The organism is Streptomyces sp. LaBMicrA B280 (genome assembly GCF_049222185.1).
Classification (GTDB): Bacteria; Actinomycetota; Actinomycetes; order Streptomycetales; family Streptomycetaceae; genus Streptomyces; species Streptomyces murinus.
Genome location: NZ_JBMJCT010000062.1, coordinates 205,356 through 222,562 on the forward strand (window position 1 = coordinate 205,356; position 17,207 = coordinate 222,562).

The window sequence follows — 17,207 nt, forward strand, 5'->3', positions numbered from 1 at the left end:
GCACCGGCCTTCACTGGATCTTGCGCGGAACCCAGTGTGCGCTGCCCCTATACACGCCGGGAGCAGATGTTCGGTTCCTCGGGCCGGGGAGCGCGTCATGCCCTGTCCCGCCACGAGGAAACCGTTTCTCCACAGGGGGCGTTCAGGGCGGATTCACGGCGCTTCCCAGTACCTCCGCGCCCGCTCCTGCGCCCCTACCGCCGCCCCGATCCGGTCCAGTCCGAGCAGGACGGCGCCGAGCACCGGACGCGCGTTGACGACATGCGCGGCGGCCTTGGGGGCGCGGGCCGCGAGCCGGGCGCGGATGCCGTCGTCCAGCCGGTCGTGCCCGGCGGTCAGCACGCTCCCGCCGAGCAGCACCGGCACCTGTTCGTCCAGCAGTTCGAGCCGGGTCAGCGCGACCGTGGCCAGCACCGTCACCTCGTCCGCGAGCCGGTCCACGATCGACCGGGCCACCGGGTCGCCGCCCGCCGCCGTGGCGAACAGCACCGGGGCCAGCTCGCCCCGCCGCTCCGGCGCCAGGTGTTCCAGGTGCAGCGCCTCGATCAGCGCGTACATGGAGGACAGCCCGAAGTGGGCGGGCAGGGAGCGCGCGAGCGCCGTCGGCTCGCCCCGGCCGTCCTCGGCCCGCGCCGCGAACCACAGCGCCTCCTCCGCGAGGCCCCAGCCGCCGCCCCAGTCACCGGAGATCCGGCCGATCGCCGGGAAGCGGGCGGTACGGCCGTCGGGCCGCATCCCCACGCAGTTGATGCCCGCCCCGCAGACCACCGCCACGCCCCGGGGCTCGGCGACGCCCGCGCGCAGGATCGCGAAGGTGTCGTTGCGCACCTCCACCGCGCCGCCCCACCCGCGCGCGTGCAGCGCGGTCGCCAACTGCTCCTCCTCCACCGGCAGATCGGCGTTGGCCAGGCACGCGGAGACATGGCTGACACGGTCAAGGCCCGCGTCCGCCAGCGCCCGGCGCACCGGCTCGGCGAGCGCGTCGAAGGCCGCCGCGACACCGACCGCGGGCGGCCGGAAACCCCCGCCGCGCGCTGTGGCCAGCACCTCGCCCCCGGCACTGACCACGGCCACGTCGGTCTTGCTGTTGCCCGCGTCGATGGCGAGCACGCTCGCGGTGTCGGTCGAGGTCAGGCCCACGCGAGATGCTCCCGGTTGTGTGCGATCAGTCGGTCGGTCAGGGTCTCGGCGTACTCGAACTGGCCGATCAGCGGGTGTGCGAGCAGGGCGCGGAAGACCCGGTCCCGGCCGCCGCGCAGCGCCGCCTCCAGGGCCAGCTCCTCGTACGCCGTCACGTTCGCGATCAGGCCCGCGTACAGCGGGTCCACCTCAGGCACCGGCAGCGGCGCGGGACCGCTCGGGCCGACCGCGGCCTGGACCTCGATCACCGCGTCGTCGGCGAGGAACGGCAGCGTGCCCTTGTTCAGCGTGTTCACCACCTGGTACGGGCTGCCCTCGCCGCGCAGCAGCGCCGCCGCCAGGTCCACCGCGGCCTCGGAGTAGTAGGCCCCGCCCCGCTTGGCGAGCAGCGCCGGCTTCTCGTCCAGGGCCGGATCGGCGTACATCGCCAGCAACTCCCGCTCCATCCGGGCCACTTCCTCGGCCCGCGAGGGCTTGGTGCGCAGCTCCCGTACGACCTCGTCGTGGGCGTAGAAGTAGCGCAGGTAGTACGAGGGGACGACGCCGAGGCGGTCGAGGAGGGCGCGCGGCAGCCGCAGGTCGTCGGCGATGGCGTCGCCGTGCTCGGCGAGCAGCTTGGGCAGCACGTTCTCGCCCTCGGGCCCGCCGAGCCGTACGGCGGTCTCCCAGGTGAGGTGGTTGAGCCCCACGTGCGCGAGGTGCACGTCCTGCGGGATCACCCCGAGGCGGTCGGCGAACTTGCGCTGGAGGCCGATCGCCACGTTGCACAGGCCGACCGCGCGGTGCCCGGCGTGCAGCAGGGCGCGGGTGACGATGCCGACCGGGTTGGTGAAGTCGATGATCCAGGCGCGCGGATTGCTGCGCCGGACCCGCTCGGCGATGTCCAGCACGACCGGTACGGTGCGCAGCGCCTTGGCGAGGCCGCCCGCGCCGGTGGTCTCCTGGCCGATACAGCCGCACTCCAGCGGCCAGGTCTCGTCCCGCTGCCGGGCCGCCTGGCCGCCGACGCGCAGCTGGAGCAGCACCGCGTCGGCGCCGTCGATGCCCGCGTCCAGGTCGGCGGTGGTCACGATCTTCCCGCCGTGCCCCTGCCTGGCGAAGATCCGCCGGGCCAACCCGCCCACCAGTTCCAGGCGTTCGGCGTCCGGGTCCACCAGGACCAGTTCCTCGACGGGCAGGGTGTCCCTGAGCCGGGCGAAGCCGTCGATGAGTTCGGGGGTGTAGGTCGAGCCGCCGCCGACCACGGTGAGTTTCATACAGAGATCAACCCTTCACTCCGGTGAGCGTGACGCCTTCGACGAACGCCTTCTGGGCGAAGAAGAACACGAGGATCACGGGGGCCATGACCAGTACCGTCGCGGCCATGGTGAGGTTCCAGTCGGTGTGGTGCGCGCCCTTGAAGGACTCCAGGCCGTAACTCAGCGTCCAGGCGCCGGGGTTCTCGGAGGCGTAGATCTGCGGGCCGAAGTAGTCGTTCCAGGCGTTGAAGAACTGGAAGAGGGCCACGGCGGCGATGCCGGGCCTCGCCATCGGCAGCACGACCCGGACGAGGGTGCGCAGTTCGCCGCAGCCGTCCACCCGGGCGGCGTCGACGTACTCGTTCGGGATCGTCATCAGGAACTGGCGCAGCAGGAAGATCGAGAACGCGTCGCCGAACGCCATCGGGATGATCAGCGGCCACAGCGTCCCGGACAGGCCCAGCTGCTTCGCCCAGAAGAGGTACATCGGGATGACGACGACCTGCGGGGGCAGCATCATCATCGAGATCACCAGCATCAGGGCCAGATTGCGGCCCCGGAAGCGGAACTTGGCGAGCGCGTACGCCACCGGGATCGAGGACACCACGGTCAGCGCGGTGCCCAGGCCCGCGTAGATCAGGGTGTTGCGCCACCAGGTGAGGAAGCCGGGGGTGTCGAAGACCTTGCGGTAGTTGCCCCACTCCCAGGTGCCCGGGATCAGGTCCCGGCTCAGTGCCTGGCTGTCGCTCATCAGCGAGGTCAGCAGCACGAACACGAAGGGCAGCACGAAGAAGAGCGCGGCGGCGACGCCGAGGGAGTGCACCGCGATCCACCGGAGCAGCTCCTTGCGGCGGGCGGTGCGCCGCGCGGGCGTGGACATCGGCGCCAACTCGGTCGGCGTGGCGAGGACTTGGGTCATGGTCAGTCACCTGCCTGGATCAGGCCGCCCCGGCGCCGCATCAGAAGCGCGGTGAACGCCATGGAGAGGGCGAAGAGTACGAGGGCGACGACGCACGCGGAGCCGTAGTCGAAGCGCTGGAAGCCGAGGTTGTAGACGAGCTGGGGCAGCGTGAGCGTGGACTTGTCCGGGTAGCCGGGCTCGAACTGGGCGCCCGCGCCCTGGATCACCCCGGAGGCGACCTTCCCCGCGACCAGCGGCTCCGTGTAGCACTGCATCGCCTGGATCACGCCGGTGACGACGGCGAACATCACGATGGGGGAGATGTTCGGCAGCGTCACGTACCGGAACCGCTGCCAGGCGGAGGCGCCGTCCAGTTCGGCCGCCTCGTACTGCTCCCTCGGCACGTCGAGCAGCGCGGCCATGAAGATCACCATCAGATCGCCGATGCCCCACAGCGCGAGCAGGGTCAGCGCCGGCTTGGACCAGTCCGGGTCGTTGAACCAGCCGGGCGCCGGGATCCCCGCCTTCTCCAGGAGTGAATTGACCGGCCCGGTACCGGGGTTGAGGAGGAAGGCGAAGGCCATGGTGGCGGCGACCGGCGGGGCGAGGTAGGGCAGGTAGAACAGGGTGCGGAAGACGCCGGTACCCGTCTTGATCTTCGTGATGAGCATCCCGATGCCGAGCCCGAAGGCCACGCGCAGGGTCACCATCACCACGACCAGCCACAGCGTGTTGCGCAGCGCGGGCCAGAACAGCGGGTAGTGCCTGAAGACGTACGTCCAGTTCTTCCCGCCGCTCCAGGTGGGCGGCCGGAAGCCGTCGTAGTGCATGAAGGAGAAGTAGACCGTCGAGATCAGCGGGTACGCGAAGAACACCGCGAAGCCGATCAGCCACGGCGACAGGAAGGCGAACGTGCGCAGCGCCGAGCGGCGGCGCTTGGCGGCCAGGGTGAGCGTGCTCATCGGCTACCTCGCCTGCGCGATGTCCGTGTCGATCTGCGCGGCGGCCTTCTTCAGCCCGGCCGTCAGATCGGTGACCCTGCCGCTCTCGTAGTCGTAGCCCAACTGCTGGAGCGTCACCAGGTACTGGCCGCCGTTGAGGGAGGCGGGCGTGGTGGTGGAGTCGGGGTCGGCGGCGATGTCCAGGAAGGTCCTGAAGCGCGGATCGTACTTCAGCTTGGGGGACTTGAGGGCCGCGAGCGTGGACGGCACATTGTGGATGTCGTTGGCGAAGCCGACCACCGCGTCCGTGTCCGTGCTGATGTACTTCACGAACTCCCAGGCGGCGTTCTGCTTGCGGCTGGTGGCGGCGATGCCGGTGATGGTGCCGGTGATGTAGCCCTTGCCGTACTGGTCCTTCTGGTCGTCCGGTACGGGCAGCGGGGCGACGCCTATCTCGAACGTCGGCTTGGTCTGCTCGGCCATCCCGAGCCGCCACTCGCCGTCCAGCTGCATGGCCACCTGGCCGGTGTGGAAGGGGTGTTTGGCACCCCACTCGTCGCCGAGGGTGGAGCGGAACCTCTCCAGCTTCCGGAATCCGCCGAGTTCGTCCACGAGCCGCTTCTGGAGCGCGAACCCCTGCTTGAACGCCGGGTCCTCGGCGACGTTCGACTTGCCGTCCTTGGTGAAGTACGTCGGCGAGAACTGGCCGAGGTAGTGCTCGGTGGTGGTCTCCCAGCCGTGGTAGTCGGGCATGAACCCGAGCTGCCGGTACGAGTCCCCGGCGGGCACGGTCAGCCGCTTGGCGTCGGCCTCGAACTCGCTCCAGGTCCTGGGGGGTTGCTCGATCCCGGCCTTCGCGAACGCCGTCTTGTTGTAGTACAGCCCGTACGCGTCGCCGAGCAGCGGCACGGTGCAGCGGTCGCCGTCGAACCGGGTGTACTCGTTCATGGCCTTCGGGAAGGTCGTCGCGGGATCGATGCCCGCCTTCTTCAGGAAGGGGTCGAGGTCGATCAGCGCGCCGGAGGAGCAGAACTTGCCCACGTTGTTGGTGGTGAAGGAGGAGATCACGTCCGGGGCGTCGCCGCCGCCCGTGCGCAGCGCCTGGTTGATCTTGTCGTCGGTCATGTTGCCGACGATGTGCACATGGATGTTGGGGTGCGCCTTCTCGAACCCGGCGACCAGCGACCTGACCGCCGCGACCTCGTTCGGCGCGCTCCAGGCGTGCCAGAAGTTGATCGTGGTGTCCTTGGTGGGGTCGTCCGTGGCACCCGCGTCGGACTGCCCGGTGCAGGCGGCGGTCAGCAGCAGGGCGGAGGCGGTGAGGGCGAGGGCGGCTTTGCGGGTGGCTCTGGTGACTCCGGGGGTTGCTGTGGGCATGGCGGATCTCCCAGGACGGTTCGGGTCGGGGTGGGGAGGGCGCGGTGCGGGGGCAATTCGTGGCCCGGGCTTTATTGGGGCCCGGGGCGGTCAGCGCGAGGTGTCGAAGACCTCGTCCCGGGTGGTGGCGAGCGCGGACTCCAACGCGCCGCGCAGCACGGGGTGTTCACGGATGTCGCCGAGGACGAGCCGGGGCCGGGTCGCCGCCAGCTCCTCCAACTCGGCCTGGATCAGGGCGCGCAGCACCTCGCCGCCCGCGGTCAGGGCGGAGCCGCTGAGGACGACGAGTTCGGGGTCGAGGACCGAGACGAGTGCGGCGAGACCGGTGGCGAGACGGGTCGCGTACGCCGTCAGCAGCTCCCGGTGCGGGCCGTCCGCGTGGTCGGCGGCGCGGGCCAGCAGCTCGCGCGCCGCCTCGGTGTACGGCCCCGGCGGCACGTCCGGGACGCCGAGTTCACGGGCCAGCTTCGGCAGCTCCTGGGCACCGGCCAGCTCCTGGTAGCCGCCGCTGTTGGCCCGGGTCACCTGGCGCACCAGGGGCGTGCCCGGCACCGGCAGGAAGCCGACCTCACCGGCGCCGCCGGTCCAGCCGCGGTGCAGCCGGCCGCCGAGGACGAGGGCGGCGCCGAGGCCCTCCTCGTTCCACAGCAGCACGAAGTCCCCGTGGCCGCGGGCGGCGCCGAGGCGCTGTTCGGCGACGGCGACGAGATTGACGTCGTTCTCGTACTCGACCGGCATCGGCAGCGCGGCGGCGAGTTCGTCGAGCAGCGCGGGGGAGTGCCAGCCGGGCAGGTGCGAGGCGTAGCGCAGCCGCCCGGTGTTCGGGTCGAACGCGCCGGGCGTGCCGATGACGACCCGGTGCAGCTCGCCGCGCGCCAGCCCGGCCGCCTTCACGGCGCCGTCGAGGGCGTCGGTGACCTGTCGTACGACGGACTGCGCGGGCTTTCTGCCGGGGGTGGGCAGCTCGTACTCGCCGACCGTGCGGCCGGTGATGTCGGCGACGGCGGCGCGGATGCGGTCGGGTGCGACATCGAGCCCGGCGGCGTAGGCGGCACCGGGGTGCACCGCGTACAGCTGGGCGCTGGGCCCCGGCCGGCCCTCGCTGGTCCCGGTGACCCTGACCAGCCCCGCGGCCTCAAGGCGGGCCAGCAGCTGGGAGGCGGTGGGCTTGGACAGCCCCGTCAGATTCCCGATCCGGGTCCGGGACAGCGGCCCGTGCTCCAGCAGCAGATCCAGCGCGGCACGATCATTCATCGCCCGCAGCACGCGCGGAGTCCCCGGCGTACCGGCCGTTCCTGCCATGGGTCCCGACACCTGCCTCACTGTTAGGAAACTTTCCTATTGTGGCCGAACGTAAGCCCGGCGGGGAGGGGGCGTCAATACGCGGGAGCTGAGAGGCAACGGAGTCGTTACCTCTCAGGCCCGGTCGTGGAGCAAGTGGTGGTGTCGAGGGTGGGATACGGCGCAGGCAGGGGGAGGGGGTCGCCGAGGTCGACCTTGGTGTCGTGCTCGTAGTAGGCGTCGGCGGGGTCGTCGCCGGGCAGGGCCGGGTTTGTGTAGCAGTGGGCGGTCTTGGAACGGCGGTCGATGAGGACGTAGACGGGGATGCCGGCGGCGGAGTAGGCGTGGAGTTTGGGGCCGGTGTCGATTTCGTGGTCGGTGGAGGTGACCTCGCCGACCAGGTCGAGCATGTCGCTGGGGTACCAGCCCGGATATGCCGCGTAGTGGGCCTCGTCGGCGCTGGTCGCCTTTCGGCTCCGGACGTGGATGTCGGGGACGAGCAGCCCGGCCGTGCTCCCGGTCCGGCCGGTGAACCGGTACCCGTTGCCCGTGCCGACGCCCGGGACCGCCGCCGACCGGAACTGGAGAAGCAGGCTCATGACCGCGCTGCCGTGCCCGTGATCGGGCGGCGACTGCGGCAGGTAGGCGCGGCCTTCGAGGAACTCGGGGCGTACGGGCATGGGTGACACCGCCTCGTACGCCGCCAGCAGGCGGTCCGGCTCCAGCTGAGCCATGAGGTCCGGAACGGCATCACCGGTACTGTCCATGGACAGCACCGTGGGGCACCCCGAACGCCACCGCGCCGGAATGCCCCACCCCTTCACTCGAACGAGCGTGCTGAACCGTTCCCCTACTTCCTCTACTTCCTCGGCGGAACCGTCCGCTGTGTCGTGATCGGGGTCGTCGCCATCGACTGCGGGGAGTCGGAGTTGGAGAAGGCGGAGGGGGCGGCGACCGCGGCGGTCGGGTCGGGGAGGTCTTCCGCGTCCTCGATCGCCGTCGCGCCGCCCACGATGCGGATGTGCGCCGCGTCGAAGGCGCGCTTGATGCGCCAGCGCAGCTCGCGTTCGACGGTGACGGACTTGCCGGGCATGGTCTTGGCGGAGACGCGGACCACCATGGAGTCGATGAGCACGGAGTCCAGGCCGAGGACCTCGATCGGGCCCCACAGCAGCTCGTTCCAGGGCTCTTCCTTGCTCGTCTTCTCGGCGACCTCGTCCAGCGTCGCCTTGACCTTGTCCAGGTCCTCGCTCGCCCGCACGGTCACGTCGACCCCGGCCGTCGCCCAGCCCTGGGACAGGTTGCCGATCCGCTTGACCTCGCCGTTGCGGACGTACCAGATCTCGCCCTCGGCGCCGCGCAGCTTCGTCACGCGCAGCCCGACCTCGATCACCTCGCCGGTGGCCACGCCCGCGTCGATCACGTCGCCGACGCCGTACTGGTCCTCCAGGATCATGAACACGCCGGACAGGAAGTCCGTGACGAGGTTCCGCGCGCCGAAACCGATCGCGACACCGGCGACACCGGCGGACGCCAGCAGCGGGGCCAGGTTGATCTTGAAGGTGGACAGCACCATCAGCGCCGCCGTACCGAGGATCAGGAAGCTCGCCACCGAGCGCAGCACGGACCCGATCGCCGCCGACCGCTGCCGCCGCCGCTCCGCGTTGACCAGCAGCCCGCCCAGCGCGGTGCCGTCCACGGCCTGCGCGGTCCGGGCCATCCGCTCTATCAGCTTGGTGATCGCCCGCCGCACCACCGAACGCAGCGCGACCGCCACCACGATGATCAGCAGGATCTGGAGTCCCATGGCGAGCCACGTCGACCAGTTCTGCTCGACCCAGCTCGCCGCGTTCGTCGCGCTCTCCTGGGCGTCCTGGAGCGACGGCACCGCGGGCGCCGTGCCCGACGGGGACGGCGACGGGGACGAAGACGCACCGGCGGCCATCAGGGCCACGGGCAAGGACGACACGGCAGGTACCTCCAGGTGCTGCACGGTCCGTACCGGTGGGGCGGGCAGGGTCTGCGAGGTCACGAAAAGATCACCGGACGGCCAGCACCACCACACTAACGGGGCATTGTGGGTGTCCTGTGCGGTTCCGCCAAGGAGGGGCGCAGGAGAGACACGGCTCACCCTGGCTTGAACAGGCCGTGATCCTGGGGATGTATCACCTGTGGTCGAAAACACTCCCAGCCCGTTACCGGGACATGGTGGCGCCGCCACCAGGCATGAGGGGAGACTGGCTGCAGATCGTCCCGGCGCGAGCCACGCGCCGCCGACGCCCAAGGAGGCACCCGTGCCGCATGTCCTGGTCCTCAACGCGTCGTACGAGCCGCTCGGCGTCGTACCGCTCCGCCGCGCGCTCATCCTCGTCCTGGAGAACAAGGCCGTCTCCCTGGAGGAATCCGGCGCCTTCATGCACAGCGCGACCGTCACACTCCCCGCACCCAGCGTGGTCCGGCTCAAGCGATTCGTCCGGGTTCCCTACCGCGGGCCCGTTCCGCTCACCCGCCGTGCGCTCTTCGCACGCGACGGGGGCCGGTGCATGTACTGCGGTGGCGTCGCAACCAGCGTCGACCACGTCATCCCGCGCAGCCGCGGGGGCAAGCACGTCTGGGACAACGTGGTGGCCTCCTGCCGCCGCTGCAACCACGTGAAGGCCGACCGCCACCTCGTCGAACTGGGCTGGCGCCTGCACCACAAACCGGCCCCGCCCACCGGTCTGGCCTGGCGCATCATCGGCACCGGCCATAGGGACCCGCGCTGGCTGCCCTACCTACAGCCGTACGGCGCGGACGACGCCATGGCCCGGATCGACGGCATCTCAGCCTGACGATCCGGGCCTCCGCGCGTCCGCCCCGCGCCCCGGCCTCCTCGGACGGGGACGCGGGGCGCGGGGGCGTGCCCGCCCTTCGGTCGTATCGGCCGGCGCTGCCCCTGTCGCGTTGCGCTGCGTGACGTCACGCTCATCACTTGACGATCACGGTCCGGTGTGCGCTCCTTGTGACCATCTGTTGCTCTTACCAAACCCTTACGTTCAGTGCCTTTGCGGCGGTATCACGGCTGTGATGCGGGCGAGAAAGTGAAAGAAGTCAGTGAGAGAGCCGATGGCTGACATCGCCGGGGCCGCCCTCCGGTCGGGGGTGCCGCTGGGTGCCCGCACCGCCGTGAAGCGCCTGCCGCTGGACGCCGGTACCCCCCACGTCGCTGACGTCTGGATCAGCGGCGACCTCGGGTTCGTCCTCCTTCTGCACCGCAGGGGCGACGGCCTCATGGCCGAAGAGCTGTACTACTCCTCGCGTGGGGAAGACGGCGTCTGGGAGTGCCCGGAACATCTCAGCGGGGGCTTCGTGGGCGTGGAGACGGCGGACCCCTCCGCCGTCGAGTGCGCGCTCGCCGGGGCGCCGATGTCCGTGGTCGCTGAATCCGGGTCCCTGGTGTACGCGAGACCCGGCCCCAAGAGCGACGGAGAGGAGTTCGTACACGTGTGGGAGCTCCTGGTGAGCGGTGCGGCGGACCTCATCGAGATCGAGCGCTTTTCACCGGCCCTCCCCGAGGCCTCGGCGCTCTCCAGGCGGGATCTGACCGGCCCCTTGGTCCTCCTCGTCCTGCTGCCTGGCGAACGCGCGCGCGTTCAGGCCGTGCGAAGAGGGAATTCATCGCTCACCCGGCTCGGTGCCCCACTGGAACTCCGTCACCCGGAGCAGTGACCGGCGTGAGCCTGAGGCTCCACTGAGCCCAGACCGTCTTGCCGACGCCGACCCGTGGCGCCACGCCCCAGTCGTCCGCCAGTGCCTGGACCAGCAGCAGACCCCGCCCGAACTGCTGGTCGCCGGTCACCGCGCGAAGGGTCGGCCGGCGCTCGCCGCGAGGGTCGCTGACCTCGACGCGGAGCGTGGCGGCCGTGGTGAGGACCCGCAGCCGGATGAGCCGGCCGCGCAGGCTGCCGTGCAGCAGGGCGTTGGTCATCAGCTCGCTGACGACGAGGGCGACGTCGTCGGCGAGCGCCGCGTACCCCCACGCGCCGACCAGGCGCACGGTGCGGTGCCGGGCCAGGGTGACGCTGCGGGGGAGGGGGGTGTAGTCGAGCTGGTCCTCGTGGACGAGGGGGATGGGGGAGGGGGTGGCGTCGGGCATGGGGAGCCTCCGGTGAATTCGCTGAGTGAGCGACCGGAGGCTGACGGTAGCGAGGCTTGAGTTATGGATGCAATGTCTGCGGAGATAATTGTCCCCAACGAGTGACGTGCCGTCAGGATGCGACAGACTGGGGCCGTGACTCGTACCTCATCCCTGGGTAACCGAACGTCAACTGTCCTGGGCCGCAGGCTCGGTGGAGAACTGCTGCGGCTGCGGGACGCGGCGGGCAAGACCCAACGGCAGGCCGCCGAGGCGATCAACGCGACGAACTCGAAGATCGTGAAGATGGAACAGGGCTGGGTCCCGATGCGGGACCCGGACATCCGCGTGCTCTGCGAGTGCTATGGGCTCGACGATCCCGAAGCGGTGGGCCGGCTGCTGGACCTGGCAAGACTGGACCGCGAACGCCGTAAGGCCAAGGGCTGGTGGCAGGACTCGCCCCACCCTGGCGCGCTCACGGAGTACATCGCACTGGAGGCTGCCGCCAGTCGAGTGCGCACATGGCAACTCTCCCTGGTCCCCGGTCTGTTCCAGACTGCCGAGTACGCCCGTGCGCTCGCGGTCAGCGAAGGCGCGGGCGTCTGGGAGGACCCGGACGAGATCGAGCGCCTGGTGGAGATTCGCATGCGCCGTCAGCAACGGCTGCACGACGAGCGCCCACTTGAGGTGTACGCCATCGTCTGGGAGGCGGCACTGCGGCAGTTGATCGGCGGTCCCGGCGTCATGCGCGCCCAGCTGGAGCACCTGCTGAAGGTGGCCGAACTGCCCAACGTCCGCTTGCAGGTATTGCCGTTCCACGCGGGCGGACACCCGTGTCTCACCGCTTCGTTTACCATCATCTCGTTCGCTGAGAGTGAGGCGGTGGACGTCGTTCACGCGGACACCAACACGTCCACGGTGTGGGCGGAGAACAAGTCCGACAGCACGGCGTACGACGCCTTCTTCGAGCGCACGGCCCGGCTCAGCCGCGCCCAGCGTGATTCGGCCCAGCTGATCGACACCATTCGCCAGGAGATCTGACCTCATGCCCGAGTTCGACTTCGTGAAGTCCAGCTACAGCAACACCGGGGGCGAGTGCGTCGAAGTCGCCCGCAACGTCCCCGACGTCGTCGCCGTCCGCGACTCCAAGACCCCCGACGGGCCGCTGCTCCGTCTCGACCCCCGTGCCTGGACGGAGTTCACCGTTTCGCTCGGCTGACGGCACGGTCCCGGGAGCCCCCCGCGCCCCCGGGACCGGGCGGCGTCACGCGTACCGCAGCTCCCCCGGCCGTGCCGAGCGGTGCAGCAGGGGCAGGGTGGTGGCCGCCGAGGCCAGGCAGCAGGCGTAGACGAGGACCGGCGCCAGCAGGGCGGCGTACGGCACGGTGACGGTGCCGCCGGTCAGCGTGGCGTACCCGGTGCCGATCAGCATGCCTCCGGCGCCCGCCAGGACCAGCGCGGGCAGCAGCGGCAGGGCGGTCTCCAGGAGCAGGGCCCGGCCGAGCACCGCCCGCGGCACCCCGGCGGCGACCTGCGCGGCCAGCCCCCGACGGCGGCTCGCCAGGGACTCGGCGGTCGCCACGGCGAGCCCGCACAGGGTGATCGCGAGGGCGACCAGGATCGCGGCGCCGGTCAGGTCGATGCCCGTGGTGTAGAAGGACATCGGCATGCCGAGCCCATGGTCCCGGCGCATCCGGTGCAGATCGGCGAGGAGCGTCTGCCGCACGCCCGCGAAGCCGGTGCCGACCACCGTGACCAGCAGGACCGCCGCGTGGGTGCGGGCCGCGGCCCATGGATCGTCGCGCAGCCGCTCCGCCGCGATCAGCGCCGCCGCGGTCCGGGCCCGGCGCGCCACCAGCCGCCCGCGGCCGCACCCGGCGCACCCGGCCGAGCGGCGAGGCCACCAGTCGGCGCAGCGCCAGCACGGCCACCGCCGTGCCCACCACCGGCACCCCGAGCGCGATCAGCGCGAGGCCGGCCCAGGCCGCCGGTTCCGGGCTGCTCCACAGGCGCAGTACGGCCGTGACGGCGGCGACGGTGGCGAGCAGCGAGCCCAGCAGACAGGCCGGACCGGTCTCCAGCGCGGCGATCCGGCGCACCTGGGCCGGGGTGGCACCGGCCAGCCGCAGCCCGGCCAGCCGCCGATCGCGGTGCACGGCACCGATCCGGGCGCACTGCCCGAGGAAGCCCAGCACCGGCACCAGCAGCAGGAGAAGGGCCAGGACGACCCCCGAGCGCTCGCCCGGCCGGTCCAGCAGACCGTCGCCGACGGAGACGCGGTACTGCCCCCGCAGCGCGGCCAAAGCCACCGCGGCCTGGGCGAATCCCGTCGCCAGCGCGGACCCGGCCGCGGTCAGCCCGGCCCGCCACCACTCCCGCCGGTCCGCGCCCCGGCCGAGCCACCAGGCCAGCCGTGCCTCCGTCCACACGCTCACGCCGCCACCTCCGCGGGGAGCACGAGACCGTCGCTCAGCCGCACCTCGCGGTCCGCGTACGCCGCGACCTGCGCGTCGTGCGTGATCAGCAGGACCGCCGTACCCGCCGCGCGGGCCGTACGCACCAGCGCCGTCATCACCCGCTCGCCCGCCAGCGAGTCCAGGGCGCCCGTCGGCTCGTCCGCGAAGACCACCTTCGGACCGGTCACCAGTGCCCGCGCCAGCGCCACCCGCTGCGCCTGTCCGCCGCTGAGCTGACCGGGCCGCAGTTCTTCCTGCTCCCGCACCCCGAACCGCTCCAGCCACTCGCCCGCCCGCCGCCGGGCCTCGGCGCGGGAGGTTCCGGCCAGCAGCAGCGGCAGCCCCACGTTGTCCGCGGCCGTCAGCTCCGGGATCAGCTGCCCGAACTGGAAGACCACCCCGAACTCGGTACGGCGCAGCTCGGTCAGCCGCCGCTCCGGCAGCCGGTCGAGCCGCTGCCCGGCGTACGACACCGAGCCCTCGTCCGGTCGTACGATCCCCGCCAGCACATGCAGCAGTGTGGACTTCCCGCTGCCGCTGGCCCCCGTCACGGCCAGGATCTCGCCCGCGGCCAGCGCGATCGAGGCGCCGCGCAGCGCCGGTGTCCTGCCGTGCGCCTTGACCAGATCCAGGCCCGCCAGCAACGGCTCCGCGCCGCTCATCAGGTCCCCCCTGTGCTTCATCAGGTCCCCCCTGTGCTTCATGTCGTCTCGACCTCCGAGGTCAATGTGGTCAGCCGGGCCCCCGTGGTGGTCATCCAGCGCAGGTCGGCGTCGAGGTGGTTCAGGGCGTAGTCCGCCGAGAGCACGGTCGCCAGATCGGCGCCCGGGCCCGTCTTCACCGCCGTCAGCTCCCGCATCCGTGCCTTGTGCGCGGCCTGCTGGGCGCGCAGATAGGCGGCCGGATCACCGCCGGCCAGGATGGAGACGACGACCTTGGCGAAGATCTCGTTCGCCACGAACGGCGCGGGCGGGGCGATCTCACCGGCCCAGCGGGCCAGCTCGCGTGCGCCGGCGGCCGTCGAGCGGTACAGGGTGCGCTCGGGACCGCCGTCCGCGTCCGTCCCCTCGATCTTCGCGAGACCGTCCCTGACCAGGCGTTGCAGCGTTGTGTAGACCTGCCCGTAGGCCAGCGGGCGCGCCTGCGGGAAGCGTTCGTCGTGGCGGCGCTTGAGGTCGTAGCCATGGCTCGGCCCCGCCTCCAGCAGGCCCAGGAGGATGTGCCGGGTGCTCATGGCGGATCAGTATGCACCAGGTACATGTACTGAGTGAATAGTGAGTGCGGCGGCGTTCTCGGGGTAGGGCTGCGATGACCCCCGAAGACCCCACGACGAGGAGGCCCCCGTGCCCGCACCGGCCCGCACCCCGATCCCGGCCCAGTGGAAACACGGCCGCGCCCACGGCGCGCGCAAACCCTTGGCGGAGACGTCCGCCGAGACCATCGAGTCGATCGAGTCGACCGAGACCGGAGAGATCAGGCTGTACGCGTTCAACGCGGAGGCCGCCGCCACCACGGCGCCGCTCACCAGCGAGCCGCCGCTGCCCGCCGCCGAGCCCCTGACCAGCGAGCCGCCGCTCGCCGACACCAGCACCCTCACCAGCGAGTCGGACGCCTACGCGGCGGGGTCGTAGATGACGGGGACGCGCGCGGACGAGCTGTCACGGCTCGCCGAGCTGCACGGGGTCGCCGTCTCCTACCGCCCCGCCCCGGACCGTACGGTCACCGTCCCCACCTCCGCCGTCGTCGCCGCGCTGGGCGCCCTCGGCGTCGACGCCACCACCCCCGAAGCGGTCCGCGCCGCGCTCGCCGACCGGGAACGCGCGCTGGGCGAGCGCCTGCTGCCGCCGACCGTCGTGCACTGGGCCGGTGACACCCATGACCCCGCCGCCCTCACCGCCCTGCCGCCCGGCACCCGGGTGCGGATCGAGACGGAGGAGGGCGAGGAGTCGTACCGCGCGAGCGAACCCCTCGTCGCCGGGCTGCCCCTCGGCGTCCACCGGATCACCGCCACCGCCCCCGACGGCCGCACCGCTCACGCCCACCTCGTCGTCGCCCCCGACCGGCTGCCCGCGCCGCCCGGACGCTCCTACGGACTCCTCGTCCAGCTGTACTCCCTGCTCTCCCGCCGCTCCTGGGGCATGGGCGACCTCGGAGACCTCGCCGAGCTGGCCGGCTGGGCCTCGAACGTCGCCGGAGCCGGGTTCGTGCAGGTCAACCCGCTGCACTCGGCCGTGCCCGGCGCGCCCACCGACCCCTCGCCGTACCGGCCCTCCTCCCGGCGCTTCCCCGACCCCGTGCATCTGCGGGTCGAGGACGTACCCGAGTACGCGTACGCCGAGGACCGCGAGCGGCTCGCCGGGCTGCTGGAGCGGGCCGCGCGGCTGCGGGCCGCCGTCCTCGACAAGGGCGCCCTGATCGACCGGGACGCGGTGTGGGAACTCAAGCGCGAGGCGCTGGAGACGGTCCTCGCCGTCCCCCTCGGACCCGGCCGACGCGCCGCCTACGACGCCTTCCGCGCCGCCCACGGCCGGGCCCTCGACGACCACGCCACGTACTACGCCCTCGCCGAGACCCACGGCCCCGACTGGACCACCTGGCCCGACGGCCTGCGCGACCCCCGCTCCGAAGCGACCGCCCGCGCCCGCGCCGAACGCGCCGACCGCGTCGCCTTCCACACCCGCCTCGCCTGGCTCACCGACGGACAGCTGCGGGCCGCGCAGCGCACCGCCCGGGAGGCCGGGATGCCGGTCGGGATCGTGCACGACCTCGCCGTCGGCGTGCACCCCGAGGGCGCCGACTCCTGGGCCCAGCAGGACGTCTTCGCCGCCGGTACGTCGGTCGGCGCGCCCCCGGACGCCTTCAACGCGCGCGGCCAGGACTGGGGCCTGCCGCCCTGGCGCCCCGACCGCCTCGCCGCCTGCGGCTACGCCCCCTTCCGCGACCTCCTGCGCGCCCTGTTCCGCTATGCGGGCGCCCTGCGCATCGACCACGTCATGGGCCTGTTCCGGCTCTGGTGGATCCCCCAGGGCAGCCCGCCCACCGAGGGCACGTACGTCCATTACGACGCCGAGGCCATGCTCGCCGTCCTCGCCCTGGAGGCCGGGCGCGCCGGATCCGTCGTCATCGGCGAGGACCTCGGCACCGTGGAGCCGGGCGTCCGCGAGACCCTGCAACGGCGCGGTGTGCTCGGCACCTCCGTGCTCTGGTTCGAGCGCGACTGGACCGGCGACGGCCGCCCGCTGCCCCCCGAACGCTGGCGCGCCGACTGCCTCGCCACCGCCACCACCCACGATCTGCCGCCCACCGCCGCCCGCCTCAGCGGCGACCACGTCGAACTGCGCGACCGGCTCGGCCTGCTCACCCGCCCCGCCGCCGAGGAACGCGCCGAGGCCGTCGCCGACGCCGCCGAGTGGCTCGCCCTGCTGGGCAGCCTCGACCTGGTGGACAGCACGGCCACCGGGCCGCCCGGCACCGACGAGGAGGCGGAGGTCCGAGCCGTCCACCGGTTCCTGCTGCGCACCCCGGCCCGGCTGATCGGCGTCTGGCTCCCGGACGGCGTGGGCGACCGCCGCCCGCAGAATCTGCCGGGCACCTGCGCCGAATACCCCAACTGGCGGTTGCCGATCGCGGACCGCGAGGGCAGGGCGGTGCCGCTGGAGGAATTGACGGCCGCCCCGCGACTGCGCGCGCTCCTGGAGGTGTTCGCCCAGCTCAGGGGCGGTTGAGGGGGCGCTACGGGACCCCGGGCGCGCGTCCTTC

The 17,207-nt window shown here is 72.0% G+C and carries 17 protein-coding genes and 1 pseudogene; 6 read left to right on the forward strand and 12 right to left on the reverse strand.

The genetic code is table 11. The annotated features are described in order from the left end of the window. Window positions 1-153: 153 nt before the first annotated feature. The 8 genes from ACLF5H_RS33975 to ACLF5H_RS34010 all read right to left on the reverse strand — a co-directional run bounded on the left by ACLF5H_RS33975 (window position 154) and on the right by ACLF5H_RS34010 (window position 8,823). The gene (locus ACLF5H_RS33975; protein WP_421679856.1) at window positions 154-1,140 is read right to left on the reverse strand and encodes an N-acetylglucosamine kinase; all 987 of its coding nucleotides are present in this window, start codon (window positions 1,138-1,140) and stop codon (window positions 154-156) included. Next, window positions 1,131-2,396 carry a 6-phospho-beta-glucosidase gene (locus ACLF5H_RS33980; RefSeq protein ID WP_421679857.1) on the reverse strand — a complete coding sequence of 422 codons (1,266 nt, stop codon included), beginning with the start codon at window positions 2,394-2,396 and terminating at the stop codon, window positions 1,131-1,133. Before ACLF5H_RS33980 ends, ACLF5H_RS33975 begins: the two co-directional genes overlap by 10 nt. Before the next feature lie 7 nt (window positions 2,397-2,403). Further along, a complete protein-coding gene (locus ACLF5H_RS33985; RefSeq protein ID WP_421679858.1) occupies window positions 2,404-3,297 on the reverse strand; it encodes a carbohydrate ABC transporter permease in 894 nt (297 codons plus the stop codon). A 2-nt stretch (window positions 3,298-3,299) separates the two neighbouring features. After that, complete coding sequence (locus ACLF5H_RS33990) at window positions 3,300-4,241, reverse strand: carbohydrate ABC transporter permease (RefSeq protein WP_421679859.1); 942 nt, start codon at window positions 4,239-4,241, stop codon at window positions 3,300-3,302. Window positions 4,242-4,244: 3 nt separating this feature from the next. Next, on the reverse strand, window positions 4,245-5,597 hold the full coding sequence (locus tag ACLF5H_RS33995) for an ABC transporter substrate-binding protein (RefSeq protein ID WP_421679860.1): 1,353 nt from the start codon (window positions 5,595-5,597) through the stop codon (window positions 4,245-4,247). Between the two features lie 90 nt (window positions 5,598-5,687). Further along, window positions 5,688-6,899: an ROK family transcriptional regulator gene (locus ACLF5H_RS34000; protein ID WP_421679861.1), complete on the reverse strand. Its 1,212-nt coding sequence runs from the start codon at window positions 6,897-6,899 to the stop codon at window positions 5,688-5,690. A gap of 107 nt (window positions 6,900-7,006) precedes the next feature. Further along, entirely contained in the window at window positions 7,007-7,645 is a 639-nt protein-coding gene (locus ACLF5H_RS34005; RefSeq protein WP_421679862.1) for a Uma2 family endonuclease, read from the reverse strand. Between the two features lie 92 nt (window positions 7,646-7,737). Next, window positions 7,738-8,823 (reverse strand): mechanosensitive ion channel family protein, encoded by a 1,086-nt coding sequence (locus ACLF5H_RS34010; RefSeq protein ID WP_421679939.1) that lies wholly within the window; start codon window positions 8,821-8,823, stop codon window positions 7,738-7,740. 349 nt (window positions 8,824-9,172) lie between these two features. Here ACLF5H_RS34010 and ACLF5H_RS34015 point away from each other — a divergent pair, with 349 nt between their 5' ends. Together ACLF5H_RS34015 and ACLF5H_RS34020 are read left to right on the forward strand one after the other, a co-directional pair. Beyond that, a complete protein-coding gene (locus ACLF5H_RS34015; protein WP_085564765.1) occupies window positions 9,173-9,709 on the forward strand; it encodes an HNH endonuclease in 537 nt (178 codons plus the stop codon). Between the two features lie 274 nt (window positions 9,710-9,983). Then, a complete protein-coding gene (locus ACLF5H_RS34020; RefSeq protein ID WP_421679863.1) occupies window positions 9,984-10,586 on the forward strand; it encodes a hypothetical protein in 603 nt (200 codons plus the stop codon). Here ACLF5H_RS34020 and ACLF5H_RS34025 read toward each other — a convergent pair. Further along, window positions 10,540-11,013, reverse strand: coding sequence for an ATP-binding protein (locus ACLF5H_RS34025; protein WP_421679864.1), 474 nt, complete (start codon window positions 11,011-11,013; stop codon window positions 10,540-10,542). The genes ACLF5H_RS34020 and ACLF5H_RS34025 overlap by 47 nt on opposite strands. Before the next feature lie 135 nt (window positions 11,014-11,148). Here ACLF5H_RS34025 and ACLF5H_RS34030 point away from each other — a divergent pair, with 135 nt between their 5' ends. Continuing rightward, a complete protein-coding gene (locus ACLF5H_RS34030; protein WP_361668209.1) occupies window positions 11,149-12,033 on the forward strand; it encodes a helix-turn-helix domain-containing protein in 885 nt (294 codons plus the stop codon). Between the two features lie 4 nt (window positions 12,034-12,037). Further along, window positions 12,038-12,211 carry a DUF397 domain-containing protein gene (locus ACLF5H_RS34035; RefSeq protein WP_086806028.1) on the forward strand — a complete coding sequence of 58 codons (174 nt, stop codon included), beginning with the start codon at window positions 12,038-12,040 and terminating at the stop codon, window positions 12,209-12,211. Between the two features lie 45 nt (window positions 12,212-12,256). Here ACLF5H_RS34035 and ACLF5H_RS34040 read toward each other — a convergent pair. From ACLF5H_RS34040 to ACLF5H_RS34050, 3 genes and pseudogenes are all read right to left on the reverse strand, one after another. Then, window positions 12,257-13,421: pseudogene (locus ACLF5H_RS34040) on the reverse strand (ABC transporter permease). 2 nt (window positions 13,422-13,423) lie between these two features. Continuing rightward, a complete protein-coding gene (locus tag ACLF5H_RS34045) occupies window positions 13,424-14,131 on the reverse strand; it encodes an ABC transporter ATP-binding protein (RefSeq protein WP_421679865.1) in 708 nt (235 codons plus the stop codon). Window positions 14,132-14,148: 17 nt separating this feature from the next. Continuing rightward, a complete protein-coding gene (locus ACLF5H_RS34050; protein ID WP_421679866.1) occupies window positions 14,149-14,682 on the reverse strand; it encodes a PadR family transcriptional regulator in 534 nt (177 codons plus the stop codon). A gap of 109 nt (window positions 14,683-14,791) precedes the next feature. Here ACLF5H_RS34050 and ACLF5H_RS34055 point away from each other — a divergent pair, with 109 nt between their 5' ends. Both ACLF5H_RS34055 and malQ read left to right on the forward strand, forming a co-directional pair. Continuing rightward, entirely contained in the window at window positions 14,792-15,079 is a 288-nt protein-coding gene (locus ACLF5H_RS34055; protein WP_421679867.1) for a hypothetical protein, read from the forward strand. Continuing rightward, complete coding sequence (gene malQ, locus ACLF5H_RS34060; RefSeq protein WP_421679868.1) at window positions 15,080-17,173, forward strand: 4-alpha-glucanotransferase; 2,094 nt, start codon at window positions 15,080-15,082, stop codon at window positions 17,171-17,173. The last annotated feature ends 34 nt before the right edge of the window (window positions 17,174-17,207 follow it).